Source organism: Clostridium aestuarii, assembly GCF_026735135.1.
Taxonomy (GTDB): domain Bacteria; phylum Bacillota; class Clostridia; order Clostridiales; family Clostridiaceae; genus Clostridium_H; species Clostridium_H aestuarii.
The window spans coordinates 146,467-170,325 of sequence record NZ_JAPQER010000005.1; the positions used below are offsets into that span (position 1 = coordinate 146,467).

Here is a 23,859-nt window from a genome sequence, read left to right on the forward strand (position 1 = left end):
GTCATCTATAAGAAAAGTGCATTGCACTTTTCTTATAGATGTATAGACTCAGCATCTAATTTGTATACAACATCTTTTCTTTCTACAATTATTTTTACTTTTTCTCTAGTGCTTGGATCATCTAAAAGTTTGGATAATAATTCGCGTGTAGGATTAATTGCGGTTGGATATTTAACTGATTTAAGCATAGTAAAATCTCCAGTAGTATCACCATATGCATAGCTTTGATCTAAATCAATATTATATTGATCAATAAAATATTGTATTGCTTTTTTCTTGTTTATGCTGTCCCACATAGGAGTTATTTCGCCAGTATAATAATTTGCAGCATCTGTTTTGTATTTTGTGCCAATATAATTATCAAAATCGTGTTTTAAAGCCATTTCTCGAACTAATTCCTCAGGACTTCCAGATATAGTTATAACCTTATGTCCTTGTGACTTGTGCCAAGCTATCATATCTCTAGTATAAGTATATACCCTGTCACCTTTTTGATCGATAACTTTTTTTGCAATAAATTCTACTTGAGTTTTATGAAGTCCTTTTACCGCATCGATATATATTTTTGCCATTTTTAAAAGATAATCATCGTAATTACCTATTCTTTTATCCCATTTAACATAATCATTAATTAAATCGTTATACCAACGTTCAGGTGCTATTATTTCTGATTTGATTAATTTCTTAAAAATTTCAGTTATTAGACCTTCTCTATATAGAGTTCCGTCTATATCAAAAAATGCTCCTATAGTTTTGCTCATGTTTATCATCCTCTCATTATTGTATAAAGATAATAGTAAATTTTTTAATATTTATTATACAATAAATTTAATATTTAAGATATAGCTATTTTGTAAAATGAAGTAATGTTTTTTTAGTTGAATGTACTTTGTATGTTGTATCATCATTATCATTTAAAATTTTTAGTATTCTTTGAGGAATGAGGTTAGATTGAACCATTAGTGCCATTTGAGCTTGTATTAAGATTTGATTTTTAGTGAATTCCAATGTTTGCTTTGCGGTATTTATATCTTTTATTTTATATTTTGGAATTGCTACGTTTTTATGAGTAATTTTCATACAAGAATTTTTAATTTGATTTTTTTTGTTTGAGTGAGAAATATTTTTTGATGCAGTATGGTTTTTGTATGAAATTGGAATAGTATGATTTATTTTCATGTTCACAATAAACACTTCCTTACATTATGAAAAAATTAGGTTTTACTTATATATATGAATTTAAATTTAATTATTTGAGTATTTTAGATGTTTTTTATATAAAATAAGGGATTTGCAAATAAGACTAAGTACTTATATACAAGAAATATATTAGGATTCAAAGAAATGGTGATATTGTGAATGATATTGTTAAATTATATATAGAATAAATGTAAATAATATAAATAACATAAATATTAATTGAATCTATTGAAAAAATATATTGTATACAAGTTGACTATGAATAGTAATATAGATTAAAATAAAGAAGCATATTTTACTAGTATGCCTAAATATTTATATTAGAAGAAATTGTGTGATTTGCTGATTAAAATAAAAATAATTAATTACAATATGAAAAAAGGTGGAATTTAATGATGATAGAAATAGGTAAAGTGCAAAATTTAAAAATTTCCAATTTAGCTAAAATAGGAGCATATTTAGATGCAGGCACAGAGGATACTAATGACAATATATTACTTCCTAATAGTCAATTAGAAGATGGTATGAAAGAGGGAGACGAAGTAGAGGTATTTATATACAGAGATTCAGAAGATAGACTTATTGCAACAAAGAAAAAGCCTTTAATTCAGGTAGATGAGGTGGCTGCTTTAGAGGTTAAGCAAACTACAGAAATAGGTGCTTTTTTAGATATGGGATTAGAAAAAGATTTATTATTGCCTTTTAAAGAACAAAAATATAAGGTTTATCCAGGAAAAAAGTATCTAGTGGTTATGTATATTGATAAAAGTAATAGATTAACAGCTACAACTTATATAGGTAAGTTTTTAAGAACAGATAGCCCATATAAAAAGAATGATACTGTAAAAGGGACTGTATATTCAGTAAGTCAAGAGATTGGTGTGTTAGTAGCTATAGATAATAAATATAGAGGGCTTATACCTAAAATTGAATGTTTTCGTGAAATTAAAGTTGGTGAAGAGTTAGAATGTAGGGTTGTAAGAGTTAGAAGTGATGGGAAACTTGATTTATCAACTAGAGAAGAAGCTTATAAGCAAATGGATATTGATGCTGATATGATTTTAGAGAAGATAAAAAAATATGATGGAATTCTTCCACTTAATGATAAAAGTAAGCCAGAAGAAATTAAAGATAGATTAAAAATGAGCAAGGCAGCTTTTAAAAGAGCTGTAGGAAGATTATTAAAGGAAGGGAAAATTGAACAAGTAGAAAAAGGTTTGAGATTAAAATAAAATTTAATTTAAAATAGTGTAACATTAATGTGGGTAATTAAATATAATTATATAATAAACTATATAGATAAAATAAATATTTGAGGTGACAAAATGAAAGCTAAGAGTATGGAAGTAGCAAAAGCGGCAATAAGAATGGCTACCTCTGAAAGAAATGAAGAGAAAAGATTGGAAGAATGTTTTAAAAATGAGAATATTTTAACGGCTGCAGTAGATATTGGTGGAAATCTTAACGAATCTATACCGAAAATAATGGAAAGAGCATTAGTAGCTTCAAAACGTACGGGCATTATAAAAGATTGCCATGTCCATGACGGTGCTGTAGTTGGAGCAGCAAGAGAAGCTATTATGCAGGTTTCTGCTAAAGCTAATGGACTTAATGTAGGAGGAAAGATAGGTATAGCAAGAGCTGGTGAACACATAAGTGTATGTATTTTTATGAGTATAGGGCTTCTTCATTTAAATGAGGTGGTTATTGGTCTTGGACACCGTTCAATACCTGAGAAATAATAAACAGTTGACAAATGTATAAATGTAATGTAAAATATAAGAAATTTACATACTGAAATTAGTAGAATGGTAGGAAGAGATTTAAAGAAGGATAGTAGTTTGGAAAATTAATTATTTAAAAGATTTTCGTTAAAAAATAGTAGTATAGAAGTTTGGTAGGAGATATTAGAGATTATTAAGTAATGTATGTTTAAAAATACATTACTTTAATAAGCATACAAAAAACTCTTCTACGAAGAGTTTTTATTTTTTTATATTTAAGGGGGATGGTAGTATGGTAGGTAAAAAAATTTCAATTCTAGTTTCAGGGTTATTATTAGTAAGTGTTTTAGGTGGGTGTGGCAATACGAAAGCATCTAAGGGCAAAGAGGAAGCAAAAGAAAATATTATAAAAATAGGAATTACTCAAATAGTTGAGCATCCAGCTTTAGATTCTGCAAGAGAAGGATTTATTCAAGCTTTAAAAGAAAATAATTATGAAGAAGGTAAAAATGTAAAAATAGATTTTCAAAATGCTCAAGGTGATATGCCAACAACTCAAACTATTGCTGATAAGTTTGTTAATGATAAAGTTGATTTGATTTTAGCAATATCAACTCCATCAGCTCAAGCTGCATATAATGCTACATTAAAAGCTAAGTGTAATATTCCAATCGCAATAACGGCAGTTACTGATCCAGTAGAAGCAGGTCTTGTAAATTCACTAGAAAATTCAGGTACAAATGTAACAGGGACTTCAGATGCAGCGCCGATAGATGCACAGTTTAAGATTATAAATAAGTTAGTGCCTACTGCTAAAAAAATAGGAATCATATATAATACAAGTGAAGTGAATTCAGAGATTCAGGTGGAAGAAGCTGAAAAATTTGCGTCTGATTTTAATTTCAAAATAATAACTCAAGGTATTACAAGTGAAAATGAGATTCCGCAAGCTTTAGAATCTATATTAAGCAAAGTAGATGTAATGTATACATTAAAAGATAATATGATTGCATCAGCTATGCCGATTATCACTAAAGAATGTTTTAAGAAAAACATACCTGTTATAGGTGCTGAAAGTGCTCATGTAAAAGCAGGAGCACTAGCAACGGAAGGCATAAGTTATCATCAACTTGGATATGAAACAGGGCTTAAAGCTGTCAAAATATTAAAAGGAACAAAACCATCAGAAATACCAGTTGAAACTCAAAAAGAAACATCGGTAGTTATAAATGAAGATGCAGCTAAAAAGCTTAAAATACAGATTCTAGAAGAGTTGGTTTTAAAAGCAGAAATGGTAACAGGGGGCGTAGAATAATGCTTGGATTTTTAGTAAATATATTAGAGCAGGGATTTATTTTTGCTATAGTTTCATTAGGGGTTTATATTACGTATAAAATATTGGACTTCCCAGATTTATCAGTAGATGGAACGTTTCCGCTAGGAGCAGCAGTTACAGCTGTGTGTTTATCAAAAGGGGTGAATCCATTTCAAACATGCATTTATTCTATTTTAGTAGGTATGTTGGGAGGAGCTATAACCGGATTATTACATGTAAAATTAAAAATAACAAATTTACTTTCAGGAATTCTTGTAATGATAGGATTGTATTCTATTAATTTAAGAATAATGGGTAAATCTAATATATCTTTTTTCAAATTTGAGACGATTTTTACAAAGGTATCAATTATAAGCCCTGTAGTGCTCGTAGGATTATTTGCAATTGGAGTAAAGGTAGTTCTAGATTTATTTTTAAAAACAAAATTAGGATTTATGTTAAAGGCAGTTGGAGATAATGAGCAGCTTGTTACTTCGTTGGGGGTTAATAAAGATACTGTTAAGATTGTAGGACTTATGGTTTCAAATGGGTTAGTAGCATTAGGAGGTTCTATAATGGCGCAGCATCAAGGCTATGCAGCAGTAGGAATGGGCACAGGTACAGTAGTAATAGGACTTGCAGCTGTAATATTAGGTGAAGCTATACTTAAAAATTTGAAATTTGTTAAAGCAACAACTATGGCACTAATGGGAGCAATTTTGTATAAGATTGCTATTGGAGGATCACTTAGAATTGGACTTCCACCTTCAGATTTAAAATTTATGACTGCGGTTATAGTTATTATTGTATTAGGAACTAATAATGTAAACTTTAATTTTAATAGAGCAAAAAGAGAGAAAAGTGAGGTGAAGACTGTTGTTGCAAATACAAAATCTGTACAAAGTCTTCAATAAAAATACAGTAAACGAAAATAAAATTTTTAGTGGACTTAATTTAAGTGTAAATGAAGGAGAGTTTATAACAATAATAGGCAGTAACGGTGCAGGAAAATCTACACTATTAAATATGATAGCTGGAACAATACCAGCAGATGATGGTAGTATAGTATTGCAAGATAATGAAATTACAAAGCTTGCTGAATATAAATGTAATAAATTTATAGGCAGAGTATTTCAAGATCCTTCAAAAGGTACGTCACCGTCTATGAATATTCTTGAAAATATGTCTATGGCTTATAATAAAGGTAAAAAATTTGGACTTGGTTTTGGTGTTGACAAGAAAAACATTCCATATTTTAAAAAAATACTTTCAAGTCTTGAACTTGGTCTTGAAGATAAACTGTATACACAGGTTGGGCTTCTATCAGGGGGACAAAGACAGGCACTTTCTCTTATAATGACTGCTATGGCAAATCCTAAGCTTTTATTATTGGATGAGCATACGGCAGCATTGGATCCTAAAACTTCGGAAAAAATAATTGAGATTACAAAGAATATAGTGCATGAAAAGGGTATAACAACGCTTATGGTAACTCATAATTTAAATCATGCTATAAAATTGGGAAACAGGCTTATAATGTTTCACCAGGGAGAAATTATTTTGGATGTTAGTGGTGAAGAAAAAAGACAATTTACTATAAACAAGTTGCTGAAATGCTTTGAAAACAATAAAGAAGAGGATTTAATTAGTGATAGAGCGTTATTTTCTTAAAAAATAATATAAAAGTGAATGGATGTTGATTTTTAGAATCAATATCCATTTTATGCAAAAATGATTGTTAAATAGTTGACAAACAAACAACCGATATGATATATTATATTTACAGAAAGAAATAGAAAGATTGAAATATTCAGAAAATGCAAAGAATAAAAGGTATAATAATATTATTAAAATAATATTATTGAGAATAAATTCAAACAAATTAAAATATATCATACAAATACTACATAAAATTACTGATTGTAATAATGTTTATTAAAGTCAATGTATGGCATGTGAAATTCAAAGTTAAAAATTTAACTAATATAAGTTTAATAAAAGTAAATATATAATTAAATTAATTTATTTAATTATAATATAAAATTTATATGTATTAAAACAGAAGGAGGATAATAAAATGATGTTTTGTTGGATAGGTATGATTATTATAATAGCCTTAGATAGAATGAGTAAGGCTGCGGTGTGTAAAGGATTACAAGATGATAGAAAATTAGAAATAGTAAACAATAAAATAGAATTATCTATAACTAAAAATAGTGGAGCAGCTTTTAGCATTTTAACAGGACATATAGAATTTATAATTAGAATCAGTATTATTCTTCTACTTGCTGCATTAATCTATTTAATAGTTTTATTAGAAAATGTTGGTGGTATAAGTCTTAAAATAGGTCTTGCTTTTATGATAGGCGGTGGAATATCGAATTTAATTGATAGAATAATACATGGATATGTAATAGATTTTATATATTTTAAGGTGAAAAATTTTCCTGTTTTTAATATAGCAGATTTCTTTATTTTAAGTGGCAGCCTTTTAATATTTTTTAATTTATTGTTTTAGTATGTAGAGAAAATATTTGAAAAGGTATTTTAACATATAAAGGGAGTGCTTTTAAGAAACTTAAAAGTTATTTAGAGAGAATAAAAGAATCTTAGTTTGGAAAGCTAAGATTCTTTTATTCTTTTACAATATGAATTACTACGTTAGTTAAACAATGTTATAAAATTAACATTGTTTATTTATTTATTTTTTAAATAGGCTATTTATGATATTTGAAGATTATATAAGCATAAAAAACAAAATTGTGATATACTATATAATGAAAACTTAAAAAAAGTATAGCGAAATACTGAAAAACAAGGGGTATTAATATACATAAATTAATTATGTGATTTAATCAGGTGCAAAAAAATTTTTTAGAAGCATTTTCATACATAGGATATGATGTGTAAAATTTTAAAAAAAAATGATTAATGTGGAAAAATGACATAAACAATGTTATAATATTAACATATTTTCAAATATCAATTATATTAAAATAACTTAACAATTAAATGGAATATTAGTTATATGTTTTAAATGTTAGTGATGCTTTTAAAGATTAAAATACATAAATTTATAAAAGGAGGAAGAAAAATGACAGAAATTTTAAAAATGCAGGAAGCTATAGAAAAGTATGTTAAAGACAATTCAAGTATAATGGTGGGAGGCTTTTTTGGGTGCAATGCGCCTATATGTGCGCTTAGGGAAGTTGCAAATCAAGAAAAAAAAGATTTAACTCTTATTGCAACAGCAAATTCTTTTTTTGATTATGATTTAGGTGCGCTTTTTGAAAAAAAATTAGTTAAGAAGGCTATTGTATCTCATTATGGGACAAATCCTAGAGCTGTTGAGCAGTATAAAAACGGAGATGTAGAAGTAGAATATTATCCTATGGGATCGTTTATTGAAAAAATAAGATGTGGAGGTTCAGGATTAGGAGGAGTTTTAACACCAACTGGTATTGGTACGGTATTAGAAAAAGGAAAACAAAAAATCACAGTAAATGGAAAAGAATATTTATTAGAAACTCCAATTAGAGCAGATGTGGCTATAATAAAAGGATTTAAAGCAGATAAAAAAGGTAATATAGTATATAAAGGAACTCCAAATGCCAATCCAATTATGGCAATGGCTGCAGATATTACTATTGCTGAGGTTGAGGAAATAGTTGAGGTAGGAGAATTAGTAGGAGAGGAAATAGGTACTCCAGGTATTTTTGTAGATGTAATTTGTTTAGGATATAAAGATGAAGAATATAAAAAAAATACTATAGAAATGTGTAAAACTAAAGGAATTTATTAAAAAATCATAAAATAGAGGAGGAATTAATATGAATGCAAGAGAACGAATAGCTAGAAGAGCGGCACAAGAATTTAAAGATGGAATGTTTGTAAATTTAGGTATCGGTATACCTGTTTTAGCAGCTAATTATATAGCAGAAGAAGTTGATGTAACTCTTCAATCAGAAAATGGAATTTTAGGATTTGGACCTAATCCAGAAGTAAATGAAGTAGAACAATGTTTTTGTAATGCAGCAGGTGATCCAATAACTCGTGTTTTAGATACATCCATATTTGATCTTCAAACATCTTTTTCTATGATAAGAGGTGGTCATTTAGATATGACTGTATTAGGAGCTTTGGAAGTAGATCAAGAAGGCAATATTGCAAATTGGGCATTACCTTATACCGAAAATGCTTATGGTCCAGGACCAGGAGGAGCAATGGATTTATTGGTTGGAGCTAAAAAAATAGTAGTTACTATTACTCATAATGCAAAAAATGGAGCTCCTAAGATTTTAAAAAAATGTACAATGAATTTATCAGCTAAAAATGCAGTTGATTTAATTATTACTGAATTAGCAGTTATTGAAGTGACTGAAAAGGGACTAGTTTTAAAAGAAATAGCACCAGAAACTACTGTTGAAGAAGTTGTTTTAAAAACTGAAGCAGACTTAATCATACCAGATGATGTTAAAACAATGAGCTTTTAATATTATACATAATATAAGAAAAGTGCGACGCACTTTTTAGTTAAAAATTGAGAATTGAAAGTGGAAAGTGAAGGATATTTTGCTAATGCAAAACTACAATTATAGCAGCAAAGTTGACTATGCACATTGTAACAAATTTCAATTGCGGATTCAGAATTAAGCTCTGCTTAATTCTTTCCTTCACTATTCACTATTAAATATAAGAATATTGTTGTACAATATTCTTATATTAAGTTATCCTCCAAGTGTTATATCTTGAGTATTATACCAATTAAGCGCTTTATAGAAATGTTCTTGTTTAAAATCTGGCCAATATTCATCAACTACATAAAAATCTGAGTATATAGATTGAACAGGTAAAAATCCACTTAGACGTCTTCTACCACCCCACCTAATTATAAGATCGACTCTAGATATATCATTAGATTTTAATAAATTAGTTATTTTTTTTCTATTACTGCTATTGTTATGATTTAAATTACTTAGATCCCATTCCCAACCATAGTTAACTAGAAAATTCACCTTAGTACCACCTTTACCAAAGGTTTGACGTTTCGTATAAGGTAACAGTTCGCTTGGAAACATAGGAGAGTTATAGTTTCCTAATACTAGCAAATCTGCATCTTCTTTACTTAAAATCTTAACTGCTTTAATGCAAGCTTGTGTAAAAGCTTTTCTTTGTGTTTTAGGTCTTTTAGCATTATCTGTAGTAAAACCATAGTATGTTATTTCTTTAATGCCTATTTTTCTACATAAGTTAAATAAAATCAAACCAGGATCTAGCCCATATGTATATCCTGTTTCTTTAGATAATCCGTTATTTATAGACCAACGTCTATTTCCATCTGGTATAATACCTATGTGTTTTGGAATTCTCATACAATTCTCACCTTTCATTTATATCTAGTGTAGTATCCCATACACCGACTGAATTCGCTTTATTTATCTGATGTCTACCGTCGACTCTCGTCTATATAGGCGTGAGTTAATCGATTCTATGATCTTACATAAAGGTTTCTAAGTTTCAGATGGAGTAAAAACTTCAAAATTCCACTTAAAGCAAAGAATCCTCTTTATAACATAAAGTTTTTCCAATATATGATAAAATTATTCAGTATAACTAATATGATGAACTTATTTATACAGCTATATAAAAAAAATACAGTTAAATTAAAATTTAACTGTATTTTTTTGCTGTATATTTTAATTTTGATTTATTTTTTAGATAGAGAAAATTAATTTGTTTATATTGAATATTTATTATTTAAAAGTAATTTTAAGATTTATGTTACTTTTGTTATAAATAATAACTATAATTATGAAATACGAAAAAAAATTAAAAATAGATATGAAACTAGCTTAAATAAAACTATAGATGGAGATATTAAATATATTAGCATCACAGGATAATATAGAGGAAGAATATATAAAGAGTGAAAATACAAAAATGTTAAACAAGTTTATATCTAAATTTAATAAATTTTTTACAACAAATCTTATGTATATATATAATTTTTAATTATGCAATTTATCCAATTAAAATTTATAAATTTACTGATAAAAACAAACGAAATTTATGTAAATAAAGTATAATATAAAAAAAAGCTTGTGCAATGATAAATTATAATATATTTTAAAAATATAGAAAAAGGTGTGGAAGTATGAAAAAACTAAAGCTTCAAACTAAAATAACTCTTATGAATATAGCGGTAATATTTGTTTCATTAATAATAACTACTGCGGTTATTGCAAGATTTAGAATTTCCAGTATAAAAAAAGAGATTGAAGTTAGTATTATGAATACTGCTCAAATTACTGCTCATTCTCCAATAGTAATAAATTCTTTATTAAATAAAAGAACAGCAGAAGATGTTCAGAAGTATATAGAAACCATATTAAAGAATACTGAAAAGATAGATATACTTGTAGTTGCTGACATTAATGGTAAACGTTATGCTCATCCTGATTTTCATAAAGTAGGGTTGTATTTTGTTGGTGGAGATGAAAAAAGAGTTATAAAAAAAGGAGAAAACTATATATCAGAGGCAGTAGGTACATTAGGAAGACAACTAAGAGCGTTTGTACCAGTTGTGGATAATAATGGGAATCAATTGGGGTTTGTTATGGCAAGTACCTTAACAAAAAGTATAGAAAAAGAAAAAGTTGAAGCTATATCTACAGTAATATTTATTTCATTATTAGGATTTATCATAGGTATTATAGGTGCTGTTTTATTATCCCAAAGTATAAAAAATACTCTTTTAGGATTTGAACCAGAACAAATAACAAAATTATATATTCAAAAAAAAGAGGTTTTAAATGCAATGTCAGAAGGGATAATTGCGGTGGACGAAAATTTAAAAGTAACTCACCTTAATAATAAAGCTATAGAAATGTTGGATATAAAAAATGAAAATGTAATAGGAAATAACATACTAAATGTAATCCCTAATTCTAGGCTTCCTATGGTAATGGAAAAAGGTGAGGCAGAATATAATAAGGAAATGTCTATAGAGGAAGCTATTATAGTGGGAAGTAGGATTCCTATAAAAGAAGGAAAAAAAATATTAGGTGCTGTAGCTATATTTAGAGATAAAACTGAAGTTACAAGGCTTGCAGAAGAAATAACAGGGGTGAAGCAGGTAGTTGAAGCATTAAGGGCTAATACTCATGAGTTCATGAATAAACTGCATGTTGTTTTAGGTTTAATTCAAATAAATGAAATTGAAGAAGCAAAAAAATATATAATTAATCAAAGTAGAGAACAGCAGCAAAAAATAAGTAGAGTTGTGAAAAAAATTGAAGAACCTACTATTGCAGCACTTATGCTGGGAAAAATAAGCAGAGCTAAAGAACGAGGAATAGACTTGTATTTAGATGCAGAAAGTGTTTTGAAAAAGAGAGGTGGGAAAATTTCAAGTAGTGCATTTATTACCATAATAGGGAACTTAATAGAAAATTCTATAGAAGCATTAAATTTAAGTAATAATGACAATAAAATTATAAATGTACTGATAAAAGAAATGAAAAACAAAATAGTTATTTGTGTAAGTGACACAGGCATAGGAATTAAGCAAGAAAATTTATCTCAAATATATGTAAGAGGTTTTTCAACAAAAGAGGGAAATAGGGGAAGAGGACTTTCAATTGTAGCTGAGACTGTAGAAAATTTAAATGGAAAAATAGAGATGTCTTCTCAAATAGGAAGTGGAACAAAGTTTACAATTACGATTCCAAAGGAGGAATAAAATGATTAAAGTACTAATAGTGGAAGATGATCCTATGGTAGCACAAATAAATAAAAAGTATACTGAAAGTGTGGGAGAATTTAAAGTTATAGGAGTTTGTACAAATGGGGAAGAGGCACTGGAAAAAATAAAGAATGATGAGATAGATTTAATTATTTTAGATATTTATATGCCTAAACTTGATGGTATAGAGCTTTTAAAAAAAATGAGAATACAAACTAGTATGATTAATGTAATAATGGTTACTGCTGCTCAGGATACGGATAAATTAAATGAAGTTTTAACTCTTGGTGCAGTGGATTATCTTATTAAGCCTTTTGAATATGAAAGATTTAAAGAAGCACTTGAAAGAGTACGCATGAGATATGAATTGCTTAATAAAAAAAATATTATGAGTCAAAATGACATTGATAAAATTACAAATCAAAGTAAATTAAATTTACAAATAGAGCTTCCAAAGGGATTAAATAGAAGAACGTTAGAAAGAATAAGAAGTTTTATGAAAGATCATGTTGATAAATATTATACAAATGAAGAGATTGCAAAGAATTTAAAGCTAAGTAGAGTAACAATAAGAAGATACATGGAATATATGGAATCGAGTGGGGAAATAATGTGTGATATTGAGTATGGAGCAATAGGAAGACCAAGTAGCAGATATATATATAAGGTGTAATATAGAATATTAAGTTTTAAGTCTAAGTTTGAATGACTACAAAATATTCTGAAATGTCAAAAAAATAACGTTAATAAGATAACGATAATAACTTTATTTACAAAACATTTAGATTAATTTCTAAATGTATTTTTTTTTAGTGTTGTAAATTAAAATATAGACAAGAAGAAAAATTTTTAGGAGGTACTTGAAATGGATTACAAAGAATTAAGTTTAAAAATGCATGAAAAGAATAAAGGGAAAATAGAAGTGGTTTCAAAAATCTCTGTTAAAAACAGAGACGATCTAAGTATTGCTTATACTCCAGGTGTGGCTGAACCTTGTAAAAAAATCCATGAAAAACTCGATAACGTTTACAAATATACGTCAAAAGGAAATTTAGTAGCAGTAGTTTCAGATGGAACAGCAGTATTGGGACTTGGTGATATAGGACCAGAAGCCGCAATGCCAGTTATGGAAGGTAAAGCAATTTTATTTAAAGAATTTGGAGGAATAGATGCTTTCCCAATTTGTTTAGATACAAAAGATGTAGATGAAATAGTCAAAACTGTAAAATATTTAGCGCCAACTTTTGGAGGAATAAATTTAGAAGATATTTCAGCACCAAGATGCTTTGAAATTGAAAGAAGACTAAAGGAAGAATTAGATATTCCAGTGTTTCATGATGACCAACATGGTACTGCAATAGTAGTTTTAGCAGGACTTTTAAATGCATTAAAAGTAGTTAATAAAAATTTAGAAGAAGCTAAGATTGTTATAAATGGAGCTGGTTCAGCAGGAATTTCTATTTGTAAGCTACTGCTTTTAGCTGGTGCTAAAAATATAGTTATGTGTGACAAAAAGGGAGCTTTAGTAGAAGGTGCTGAATGGATGAATGAAGCACAAAAAATAATAGCTAAAGTTACTAATAGGAATTTTGAAGAAGGAACCATAAAAGACATAATAAAAGGAAAAGATGTATTTATAGGTGTTTCAGGACCAAATGTATTAAATGAAGAAATGGTATCAACTATGAATGATGATTCTATAATATTTGCTATGGCTAATCCAACTCCAGAGATAATGCCAGATGAAGCTAAACGTGGAGGAGCAAGAGTAGTTGCAACAGGAAGATCTGATTTTCCAAATCAAATAAATAATGTTTTGGTATTTCCAGGAATTTTCAAAGGCGCATTATCTGTTAGAGCAACAGATATTACTGAAGAAATGAAGATAGCAGCAGCAAAAGCAGTAGCCCAAATAGTTACAGATGAAGAATTGAATGAGGACTATATAATACCAGGTGCATTTAATGAAAAGGTAGCAGAAACCGTTGCAAATGAAGTAGCTAGAGTAGCTAGAGAATCAGGAATAGCTAGAGCATAGCGAACATTTAACAAAAGAATTTAATATCAGCATATTTGCATTTTTCATGCTGATATTATTATAAAAAAATAAGGAGGAAAAAGTATGAGCAAAAACGAAGGATATAAAATAATGGGACTTCCTATTGCGGCTTTTGGTATTATAGCAGCAGTAATTTTTGTGGCAACAGTTTTAGGTAAATTACCTAAAGGAATGATTGGTGCACTTGCACTAATGATGGTAGTCGGAGCAATATTTAATGAAATAGGCAATAAAACGCCTATAGTTAATACTTTCTTAGGTGGAGGACCAATTGTAATTATTTTTGCTTCTGCAGCACTTGTAACATATAATGTACTTCCTAAAACAGCAGTTGAAAATGTTACAACCTTTATGAAAGCTGGGGGATTTTTAAATTTTTATATTGCAGCACTTATAACAGGTAGTATTTTAGGGATGAAGAGAAAGCTTCTTATAAAGGCGTCGGTTAGATATTTACCAGCAATTATATGCTCAGTAGCGGTAGCACTTGCATTTGTAGGAATAGTTGGAGCACTTATCGGATATGGTGCACAAAAAGCAATATTTTATATAGGTATTCCGATTATAGGTGGAGGAATGGGAGCAGGTGCAGTTCCATTATCAAAAATTTTTGGAGAAGCATTGGCAGCAGATCCAGCACAAATGTTATCAATTATGGTGCCAGCAGTAGCGCTTGGTAATGCAATGGCAATAGTAACAGGAGGGTTATTAAATAAATTAGGAAAAATAAAGCCTAGTTTGACTGGAAATGGAAAACTTATGAAAACTGAAAGTGAAGTTGTTATTGAAGAAGAAGAAGATAATAAAATAGATTTAAAGATGATGGGCATAGGATTATTAATGGCAGTAACATTTTATACTTTTGGTAGCATAGTAAATAAGTTTTTACCAACAATTCACACATATGCATGGATGATTATAACGGTTGCAGCAATGAAAATGTCAGGAGTTATTCCAAGAAAATATGAACTTGCAGCAAAACAATGGTTCCAATTTGTAATGAGTAATTTAACAGGAGCACTTCTTATGGGAATAGGAATTGCATATACAAATCTTTCACAAGTTATAGCAGCTTTTAGCTGGCAGTATATTATACTTGTAATGGTTGTAATTATAGGAGCAACAATAGGTGGTGGAATTGGAGGAAAATTAGTAGGTTTCTATCCAATAGAATCAGCTATTACAGCAGGATTATGTATGGCTAACATGGGAGGTACTGGAGATGTAGCAGTTCTATCAGCATCAGATAGGATGGAACTTATGCCATTTGCTCAAATATCATCTCGTATTGGGGGAGCATTCATATTGATTCTCGCCAGCACATTGTTAAGAATTTTCTTGTGATTTAAAATCCATTAAATTTTAAAATAATTAGTATTAGCTAAAAAGTAAAAAATAATCTGTGTAAATTCTAAATAAGTAATATGATTATAACGTATTACAATGATAGAGTTACACAGATTATTTTTAGTTTTTTGTTTAAAAAAAGTATATGTTTTTAAGCTATATAGATATAATTTATGCTATTTAATGAAAAATAATGTAAAAATAGAATATAATATAAAATATGGTTATTGAATATTGCTAGTGAATGATAGTAAAATTGAATTGATTAATAATATTTAAATCTAAAATACTAATTATAGAGGAAATTTGTATGAAAAAATTAAAAATAAGTTTAAGACTTCAGACAAAAATAGCAATTATCAATATAGTTATTGTATTTATACCTTTAATAATTACTACTTTATTTATTTCAGATTTAAGAATGATTGGTATAAAAAATGAGATAAAAAAAAATACAATGAATATAGCTAAAATTATTGCCAATTCTAAGATAACAATTAAAACTTTGGAAGCTAATAAATCACCAGAAATTATTAGAAATTATATAAGTGGTATATTAAGTTGTGTGGAAGATATTAATGCTGTTGTAATAACAGATATTCGTGGAAAAAAGTATATCAATATAAAAGTTGATTCAATAAAATCATCAGAAATGATTAATAATGAAATAAATAGTGATATAAATATTACCAAAACACAAAATGATTATATACCTGAAGGAGCAGAAAGCTTTGGAAATCAAATTATAGCATTTTTACATGTTAGAAATGAAAAAGGAGTAAAAATAGGTTTCGTTATAGTTAAAAGTATTGTTAAGAATATAGAAGATGTTGAATATAAAGGTATAGTCAAATTAATATTTATTGAAGTAATAGGATTTTGTTTGGGGTTTTTAGGGATATTTGTATCATCTAAAAGTATAAAGAGAACTCTTTTGGGATATGAACCAGAACAAATATCAAAATTATATCTTCAAAAGAATGAAGTGTTAGATGCACTATATGAAGGAATAATTGTTGTTGATGAGAAATTTAAAGTTACATTTTTTAATACTGTAGCTATAAAAATTTTAAAAATTAAAAATGAAAATGTAAATAATAATAATATATATAATATTATATCAAACTCATATTTAAATAGGATTATGGAAACTGGACAAGCTGAATATGATGTAAAAATGATTGTAAATAATATTAAAATATTGTGCAATATAATACCAATAAAAGTTAAGGATGATATAGTAGGTGTAGTTTATATTTTTAGAGATAAAACTGAAGTTACGAGGTTAGCAGAAGAAGTTACAGGAGTAAATCAGATAGTTGAATCATTAAGAGCTAATACTCACGAATTTATGAATAAAATGCATGTAATATTAGGGTTAATACAAATTGGCGAAAGTCAAGAAGCAGAAAAATTTATTATAAATGAAACAAAACAGCAGCAAGAAAAAATAAGTCTAGTTATGAATAGTATAAAAAACCCCACAATTGCTGGCTTGTTACTTGGAAAAATGAGTAATGCTAAAGAAAATGCAATTAACTTATGCTTGAATAATAATAGTGTACTAAAGAAAGAAAATGAAACAATAGAAAATAATTTATTAGTTACTATAATCGGAAACTTAATTGATAATGCTATTGATTCTATAAATGTATGTGATAAGGATGAAAGATATATAAATATATTAATAAAGGAAGAGGAATATAAAATAGTTATAAAAGTAGAGGATACTGGTGGAGGAATTTTAAAAGACAATATATATAAAATTTTTGAAAAAGGATTTTCAACTAAAGGAAATAACAGAGGAAGAGGGTTAGCTAGAATAAATAATATTGTTAAAAATCTGCATGGAGAAATTAAAGTTTCATCAGAGGTTGGAATTGGTACAAAATTTATAGTTAGTATTCCTAAAAAGGAGGAGCAGTATTGATTAAGGTATTAATAGTAGAAGATGATCCAATGGTAGCACAAATTAATAAAAAATACAGTGAGAGTATAGAAAATTTTACAGTAATAAAAATCTGTAAAGATGGAAAAGAAGCTTTTAGTTACATAAAAGAAAATAATGTAGATCTTGTTATATTAGATATTTATATGCCAAAGCTTAATGGTGTGGATTTACTAAAAAAAATGAGAAAGAATCAAATTTTAACAGATGTAATAGCTGTTACAGCAGCACAAAATGTAGAAAAAGTAGATCAAGTTTTTAAATATGGAGTTGTAGATTATTTAATTAAACCATTTGAATATAAGAGGTTTAAAGAAGCTCTTGATAAATTTATGTTGAAATATAAACTATTACATGAAAAAACTATAGTAGAACAAAAAGATCTTGATAAAATAACAAATATAAAAAATAAAAATTCAAAAACACAACTTAAAAAAGGATTGAATATAAGAACTTTGAATAGAATTAGAAGTTGTATTGAATGTTATAAACAAACTAGTTTTACAAATGATGATATAGCGGAAAAATTGAAGCTTTCAAGAATTACTATAAGAAGATATATGGAATATATGGTATCTATACAGGAACTTAAAAGTGAAATAGAGTATGGACCAATAGGGCGACCTAAAAATATATATGTGAAAGGCGAGTGATTTTTTACTCGTCTTTTGTATTTGAAAAAATTTATAATTATAAACTTATATTTTACATTTGTTATTTTTGCTTTAGAAGAAATGAATAGTAAAAAGTATTTTTAAAGCTTGTATGTATTGTACTAAAGTCAGAAAATTCAAAATTATAATATAATTGTTAATAATATAACATAAAGAAATATATTTACAAAAATATAAAAATAATTACAAAATGTTTATTTATTACAATAATTGGAGTATGTTAGATATAGACAATAAATTAATTAATGATATCACATGGAGGGATAATGTATGAACTATAATGAAAAAAGTTTAAAGATGCATGAGCAAAATAAAGGGAAAGTAGAAGTGATTTCAAAAATCGCTGTTAAAAACAGAGATGATTTAAGTATTGCGTACACTCCAGGTGTGGCTGAACCTTGTAAAAAAATTTATGAAAATACTGACAACGTTTACAGATATACTTCAAAAGGAAATTTAGTAGCAGTGGTTTCAGATGGGACAGCAGTATTAGGACTTGGTGATATAGGACCAGAGGCAGCAATGCCAGTTATGGAAGGTAAGGCAATTTTATTTAAAGAATTTGCAGGAATAGATGCTTTCCCTATTTGTCTTGATACAAAAGATACAGATGAAATTATAAAGACTGTAAAATATCTAGCACCAACTTTTGGAGGAATAAATTTAGAAGATATTTCAGCGCCTAGATGTTTCGAAATTGAAAAAAGACTAAAGGAAGAATTAAACATTCCAGTGTTTCATGATGACCAACATGGTACTGCAATAGTAGTTTTAGCAGGTCTTCTAAATGCATTAAAAGTGGTTAATAAGAACTTAGAAAAAGCTAAAATTGTTATAAATGGAGCCGGTTCAGCAGGAATTTCTATTTGTAAACTGTTACTTTTAGCTGGTGGTAAAAATATAGTTATGTGTGATAAAAAGGGAGCTTTAGTAGAAGACGCTGAATGGATGAATGAAGCACAAAAGAGAATAGCTAAAGTCACTAATAGGAATTTTGAAGAAGGAACCATAAAAGACATAATAAAAGAAAAAGATGTATTTATAGGAGTTTCAGGACCAAATGTATTAAATACAGAAATGGTATCAACTATGAATAATGATTCCATTGTATTTGCTATGGCTAATCCATCCCCGGAAATAATGCCGAATGAAGCAAAACGTGGAGGAGCAAGAGTTGTTGCTACAGGAAGATCAGATTTTCCAAATCAAATAAATAATGTTTTAGTATTTCCCGGGATATTTAGAGGGGCACTAGATGCTAGAGCATCAGATATAACAGAAGAAATGAAAATAGCAGCGGCAAAGGCAATATCAAGTATAGTTACAGATGAGGAATTAAATGAAGATTATATAATACCTGAAGCATTTAATAAAAAAGTGGTTTCAGTAGTATCAAGTGAAGTAGAAAAAGTAGCAAGAAAGACTGGAATTTCAAGGGAATAGTAGGACGTAGTTATAGAGATATATTTTATCAAATTAAATATATTTCTATAATTAATAATTATACAAGGGGGATATGATATGAAGCTTGTAACCAAGATAATGATAGGAATGATAGGGGGAATCTTGGTAGGACTGTTATTTACTAAAAATCCAATAATAGCTGTAAAGTATATAAAACCCATAGGAACTCTATTTTTAAATCTTATTAAAATGACGATAGTTCCATTAGTATTTTCTTCATTGATAGTTGGAGCGTCTAGTATAGGGGATACTAAAAAACTTGGAAGAATTGGTGGTAAAACAATGATCTTTTTCTTTACAACAACAGGTATAGCAATAGTTGTAGGATTAGTTTTGGCTAATATTTTAAAACCAGGAGAAGGATTAGGATTGACGGCTGCTATTGATTCTACACAAGTGGTTACTAAAGCACCATCATTAGGTGAAACACTGCTTAATATTGTTCCATCAAATCCGTTGCTAGGATTGGGAAAAGGAAATATGTTGCAGATTATTTTCTTTGCACTGGTACTTGGTGTAGGAGCTACTAAAATAGGAGAAAAAGGTAAGTCTTTTTTAAAGTTTTTCAATAGTTTAGCAGAAATAATGTATAAATTAACTGAAATGATAATGGAATTAGCACCTTATGGAGTTTTTGCACTTATTGTACCAGTTATTGCTCAAAATGGACCAGAAGTGCTGTTACCACTTATGAAAGTCATATTAGTTGTATATTTAGGATTTATTATACATTCAATTATTGCATATTCTTTTTCAGTTACGGCTTTTTCAAAAAGAACACCATTAAGCTTTTTTAAAGGAACAGCTCCAGCAACGGTACTTGCATTTAGTACTAGCAGCAGCGCAGGAACGCTTCCATTGACAATCAAAGTAGTGAGAAAAACTTTTGGAGTGTCAGATGGAATAGCCAGTTTTGTGCTACCTCTTGGAACAACAATAAATATGGATGGAACTGCAATATATCAAGGAGTTTGTGCAATGTTTATTGCTCAAGCGTATGGTATAAATTTAGGTATAGGACAACAATTAACAATACTTCTTACAGCGCTTTTAGCATCAATTGGAACAGCTGGTGTACCAGGAGCAGGATTTATGATGCTTATGATGGTATTATCTTCAGTAGGATTACCATTGGAAGGAGCAGCTTTAATAGCAGGTATTGATAGAATTCTAGATATGGGAAGAACTGCTGTCAATGTAACAGGAAATGCAGCTGCATCTATTGTTGTAGCTGCTTCAGAAGGAGAATTAAGTAATCCTGAAATTAGTTCGCAAGCAGCAGTTGATAAGGATGTAAATTAATATATTTGAAAGGAGAACTATGGTGATGAGAGAAATCAATGCTCAAGAGATAATATCTACCGTTAAAAATATAGCAATAAAATCTAATTATTTTTTAGGCGATGATGTAATGAATGTATTAAATGAAAGATATGAGAAAGAAGAATCACCTGTTGGAAAAAAAATTTTATCACAAATACTAGAAAATGATAGAATAGCTGCTGAAAGAAAAATGCCTATTTGCCAGGACACTGGAGTAGCTGTTGTATTTGTGGAGTTAGGTCAGGAAGTACATGTTAATGGAGATATTAATGAAGCAATTCATGAAGGCGTAAGACAAGGATATAAAGAGGGATATTTGAGAAAATCCATTGTTGAAAATCCTTTATATAGAAAAAATACTAATGATAATACTCCAGCAGTTATTCATATAAAAGTTGTGCCAGGAGATAAAATTAAGTTAACTATTGCTCCTAAAGGAGGTGGAAGTGAAAATATGAGTAGAATTAAGATGCTAAAGCCTTTAGAAGGAGAGGAAGGAGTTAAAAGTTTTGTATTACAAACTATAAGTGAAGCAGGAGGAAATCCATGTCCACCTATTGTAATTGGTATAGGTATTGGTGGAACATTTGAAAAAGCAGCGTTAATGTCTAAAGAAGCTCTATTGAGACAACTTGATGATCATAATCCAGATTCAAGAATAGCAAAATTAGAAGATGAAATTTTGAAAGCTGTTAATAAATTAGGAATAGGTCCTATGGGATTAGGAGGTAGGACAACTGCTTTAAGTGTAAAAGTAGAAACACATCCATGTCACATAGCTTCTTTACCAGTAGCAATTAATATTAATTGTCATGCAGCAAGACATGAAACAATTATTTTATAAGATTAAGAGGAGATGAAAACATGAGGGTAGATTTGCCATTAACAGAAGAAATTACAAAGAAGCTAAAAATTGGTGATAATGTAGAGTTTTACGGCACAATTTATACTGCTAGAGATGTAGCTCATTCTAGATTAGTTGATTTAATAAAAAAAGGCGAAGAATTACCAATAGAACTACAAGACCAAGTGATTTTCTATGTTGGACCTGCACCAGCTAAACCAGGAGAACCACTAGGTTCAGCAGGGCCAACTACAAGTTATCGCATGGATGAATTTGCACCAATTTTATTAGATAATGGATTAAAAGGTATGATTGGGAAAGGACCTAGGAGTAAAGAGGTTAAGAATTCTATTGTAAAAAACAAAGCAGTTTACTGTTCAGCAGTTGGGGGAGCAGGAGCATTAATAGCAACTTCTATAAAAAGTGCAGAATTGATAGCGTATCCAGATCTTGGAACAGAGGCTGTAAGAAAACTTAAAGTAGAAGGTTTGCCAGCTATTGTTGTGAATGATATGTATGGAAATGACTTATATGAACAAGGAAGAAAAGAATATGAAATTAAATAATAAATAAAAATAATTGATTATTAATTTAAAAATATTAAGGAGGAATTAAAATGTTATTTAGATTGGAAAGTGATTCAATAGGAGAAAAACAAGTACCAAAATCTGCTTATTATGGAGTTCAAACATTAAGAGCTGCAGAAAATTTTAAAATTACGGGTTTAACTATACATCCACAGTTTATAATAGCATTGGCAGAAGTGAAAAAAGCTGCTGCAATAACTAATATGAGTGCTAGAGTTTTAGAAGAAAGAATAGGAAATGCTATTATTGAAGCTTGTGATGAAATAATAGCAGGAAATTTACATGAATATTTTATTACTGATCCAATTCAAGGTGGAGCTGGAACTTCGATGAATATGAATGCTAATGAGGTTATAGCTAATAGAGCTACAGAAATTTTAGGAGGAGAAAAAGGCGATTATATAGTACATCCAAATGACCATGTAAATATGGGGCAATCTACTAATGATGTTATTCCAACTAGTGGTAAAATAACAACAGGAAAACTTCTGAATACTGCACTTGAAAAATTAGAACAATTGTATGAGGCTTTACAAAGCAAGGCTAAAGAATTTGATTGTGTTGTAAAAATGGGTAGAACCCAAATGCAGGATGCCGTTCCAATAAGATTAGGTCAGGAATTTAATGCTTATTCAAGAGCTATTAAAAGAGATATATGTCGTATTAAAACGACATTGCCAAATTTATTAAGTGTAAATATGGGTGGAACAGCTGTAGGAACTGGAATTAATGCTGATGAGAGATACGTTGAAAATATTGCTCTTGAATTAAGAGAAGTTACTGGCTTAGACATAACTCAAGCAGAAGATCTTGTAGATGGAACTCAAAACTTAGATTGTTATGTTGAGGTTTCTGCTGCATTAAAAACTTGTGCTGTTAATTTATCAAAAATGGCAAATGATTTTAGGTTATTATCTTCTGGACCAAGATGTGGTTTTGGTGAAATTAATCTTCCATCAAAACAAAATGGATCATCAATAATGCCTGGAAAAGTTAATCCTGTTATACCAGAAGTAGTTAGTCAAGTTGCATTTAATGTTATAGGAAATGATATGACAATAACTATGGCAGCTGAAGCAGGTCAATTAGAATTAAATGCGTTTGAACCAGTAGTATTTTATAAATTATTTCAATCTATAGATACCATTAAAAATGGTGTAGATACTTTTGTTAAAAATTGTATTAAAGGTATAACTGCTAACGATAAACGCTGCAAAGAGTTAGTTTATAATAGTGTTGGAATAATTACGGCTATATGTCCACATGTTGGATATAAGAAAGCTGCTGAAATTGCTAAAAAAGCTATTAAAACAGATAAGGCAGTAACGGAAATTGCATTAGAAGAGGGCGTTTTAAATAAAGAAGAAATTGACACAATACTTGATGTATATGGTATGACGGTTCCAGGAATATCAGGAAAACAATTAATGAAAAATAAGATTTTAAAATTAGCTTAATTATATAGCAAAAGAAAAGTTAATTTGTAATGATATCTTGATTATTACAGATTAACTTTTCTTTGTTTTTTGATAATTTTAATATGTATTTATAGTATAGTTTTTTTTATGATAGAAAATATATAAATATATATTCTATCATAGTAATAGAGTATAATAGTAAAAAAGGAAAA

Annotated in this window: 21 protein-coding genes and 1 pseudogene; 19 read left to right on the plus strand and 3 right to left on the minus strand. The window is 28.7% G+C overall.

Features of this window, described 5'->3' with window-relative positions; translation table 11 throughout:
• Window positions 1–32: 32 nt before the first annotated feature.
• Window positions 33–761, minus strand: coding sequence for an HAD-IB family hydrolase (locus OW763_RS12500; RefSeq protein WP_268041475.1), 729 nt, complete (start codon window positions 759–761; stop codon window positions 33–35).
• Between the two features lie 85 nt (window positions 762–846).
• On the minus strand, window positions 847–1,179 hold the full coding sequence (locus OW763_RS12505) for a flagellin (RefSeq protein ID WP_268041526.1): 333 nt from the start codon (window positions 1,177–1,179) through the stop codon (window positions 847–849).
• Between the two features lie 416 nt (window positions 1,180–1,595).
• Here OW763_RS12505 and OW763_RS12510 point away from each other — a divergent pair, with 416 nt between their 5' ends.
• The 8 genes and pseudogenes from OW763_RS12510 (at window position 1,596) to OW763_RS12545 (ending at window position 8,732) form a co-directional block, all read left to right on the plus strand.
• A complete protein-coding gene (locus OW763_RS12510; protein WP_268041527.1) occupies window positions 1,596–2,432 on the plus strand; it encodes a CvfB family protein in 837 nt (278 codons plus the stop codon).
• Between the two features lie 93 nt (window positions 2,433–2,525).
• Window positions 2,526–2,942 carry a HutP family protein gene (locus OW763_RS12515; protein WP_268041476.1) on the plus strand — a complete coding sequence of 139 codons (417 nt, stop codon included), beginning with the start codon at window positions 2,526–2,528 and terminating at the stop codon, window positions 2,940–2,942.
• 274 nt (window positions 2,943–3,216) lie between these two features.
• A complete protein-coding gene (locus tag OW763_RS12520) occupies window positions 3,217–4,239 on the plus strand; it encodes an ABC transporter substrate-binding protein (protein WP_268041477.1) in 1,023 nt (340 codons plus the stop codon).
• Window positions 4,239–5,153 (plus strand): ABC transporter permease, encoded by a 915-nt coding sequence (locus OW763_RS12525; protein WP_268041478.1) that lies wholly within the window; start codon window positions 4,239–4,241, stop codon window positions 5,151–5,153. Before OW763_RS12520 ends, OW763_RS12525 begins: the two co-directional genes overlap by 1 nt.
• Window positions 5,116–5,910: an ABC transporter ATP-binding protein gene (locus OW763_RS12530; RefSeq protein WP_268041479.1), complete on the plus strand. Its 795-nt coding sequence runs from the start codon at window positions 5,116–5,118 to the stop codon at window positions 5,908–5,910. The genes OW763_RS12525 and OW763_RS12530 overlap by 38 nt, the downstream gene beginning before the upstream one ends.
• 403 nt (window positions 5,911–6,313) lie before the next feature.
• Window positions 6,314–6,757 (plus strand): annotated as a pseudogene (gene lspA, locus OW763_RS12535) (signal peptidase II); the annotation flags it as partial.
• A 576-nt stretch (window positions 6,758–7,333) separates the two neighbouring features.
• On the plus strand, window positions 7,334–8,041 hold the full coding sequence (locus tag OW763_RS12540; RefSeq protein ID WP_268041480.1) for a CoA transferase subunit A: 708 nt from the start codon (window positions 7,334–7,336) through the stop codon (window positions 8,039–8,041).
• Window positions 8,042–8,069: 28 nt separating this feature from the next.
• Complete coding sequence (locus tag OW763_RS12545; RefSeq protein WP_268041481.1) at window positions 8,070–8,732, plus strand: 3-oxoacid CoA-transferase subunit B; 663 nt, start codon at window positions 8,070–8,072, stop codon at window positions 8,730–8,732.
• 234 nt (window positions 8,733–8,966) lie between these two features.
• Here OW763_RS12545 and OW763_RS12550 read toward each other — a convergent pair whose 3' ends face one another.
• Window positions 8,967–9,611: an undecaprenyl diphosphate synthase family protein gene (locus OW763_RS12550; protein WP_268041482.1), complete on the minus strand. Its 645-nt coding sequence runs from the start codon at window positions 9,609–9,611 to the stop codon at window positions 8,967–8,969.
• A 782-nt stretch (window positions 9,612–10,393) separates the two neighbouring features.
• Here OW763_RS12550 and OW763_RS12555 point away from each other — a divergent pair.
• The 11 genes from OW763_RS12555 (at window position 10,394) to OW763_RS12605 (ending at window position 23,686) form a co-directional block, all read left to right on the plus strand.
• Window positions 10,394–11,980, plus strand: coding sequence for an ATP-binding protein (locus OW763_RS12555; RefSeq protein ID WP_268041483.1), 1,587 nt, complete (start codon window positions 10,394–10,396; stop codon window positions 11,978–11,980).
• Window position 11,981: 1 nt separating this feature from the next.
• A complete protein-coding gene (locus OW763_RS12560) occupies window positions 11,982–12,656 on the plus strand; it encodes a response regulator (RefSeq protein WP_268041484.1) in 675 nt (224 codons plus the stop codon).
• A gap of 192 nt (window positions 12,657–12,848) precedes the next feature.
• Complete coding sequence (locus tag OW763_RS12565) at window positions 12,849–14,021, plus strand: NAD(P)-dependent malic enzyme (protein ID WP_268041485.1); 1,173 nt, start codon at window positions 12,849–12,851, stop codon at window positions 14,019–14,021.
• Between the two features lie 84 nt (window positions 14,022–14,105).
• Complete coding sequence (locus tag OW763_RS12570; protein ID WP_268041486.1) at window positions 14,106–15,386, plus strand: 2-hydroxycarboxylate transporter family protein; 1,281 nt, start codon at window positions 14,106–14,108, stop codon at window positions 15,384–15,386.
• A 313-nt stretch (window positions 15,387–15,699) separates the two neighbouring features.
• Window positions 15,700–17,319 carry an ATP-binding protein gene (locus OW763_RS12575; RefSeq protein WP_268041487.1) on the plus strand — a complete coding sequence of 540 codons (1,620 nt, stop codon included), beginning with the start codon at window positions 15,700–15,702 and terminating at the stop codon, window positions 17,317–17,319.
• On the plus strand, window positions 17,316–17,990 hold the full coding sequence (locus tag OW763_RS12580) for a response regulator (protein WP_268041488.1): 675 nt from the start codon (window positions 17,316–17,318) through the stop codon (window positions 17,988–17,990). The genes OW763_RS12575 and OW763_RS12580 overlap by 4 nt, the downstream gene beginning before the upstream one ends.
• A gap of 291 nt (window positions 17,991–18,281) precedes the next feature.
• On the plus strand, window positions 18,282–19,454 hold the full coding sequence (locus OW763_RS12585; protein WP_268041489.1) for an NAD(P)-dependent malic enzyme: 1,173 nt from the start codon (window positions 18,282–18,284) through the stop codon (window positions 19,452–19,454).
• Between the two features lie 78 nt (window positions 19,455–19,532).
• A complete protein-coding gene (locus OW763_RS12590) occupies window positions 19,533–20,777 on the plus strand; it encodes a dicarboxylate/amino acid:cation symporter (RefSeq protein WP_268041490.1) in 1,245 nt (414 codons plus the stop codon).
• 25 nt (window positions 20,778–20,802) lie between these two features.
• Window positions 20,803–21,642 (plus strand): fumarate hydratase, encoded by an 840-nt coding sequence (locus OW763_RS12595; RefSeq protein WP_268041491.1) that lies wholly within the window; start codon window positions 20,803–20,805, stop codon window positions 21,640–21,642.
• Between the two features lie 20 nt (window positions 21,643–21,662).
• Window positions 21,663–22,208, plus strand: a complete 546-nt coding sequence (locus OW763_RS12600) for a Fe-S-containing hydro-lyase (protein WP_268041492.1) — start codon at window positions 21,663–21,665, stop codon at window positions 22,206–22,208.
• A 50-nt stretch (window positions 22,209–22,258) separates the two neighbouring features.
• Window positions 22,259–23,686 carry an aspartate ammonia-lyase gene (locus OW763_RS12605; RefSeq protein WP_268041493.1) on the plus strand — a complete coding sequence of 476 codons (1,428 nt, stop codon included), beginning with the start codon at window positions 22,259–22,261 and terminating at the stop codon, window positions 23,684–23,686.
• Window positions 23,687–23,859 lie beyond the last annotated feature (173 nt).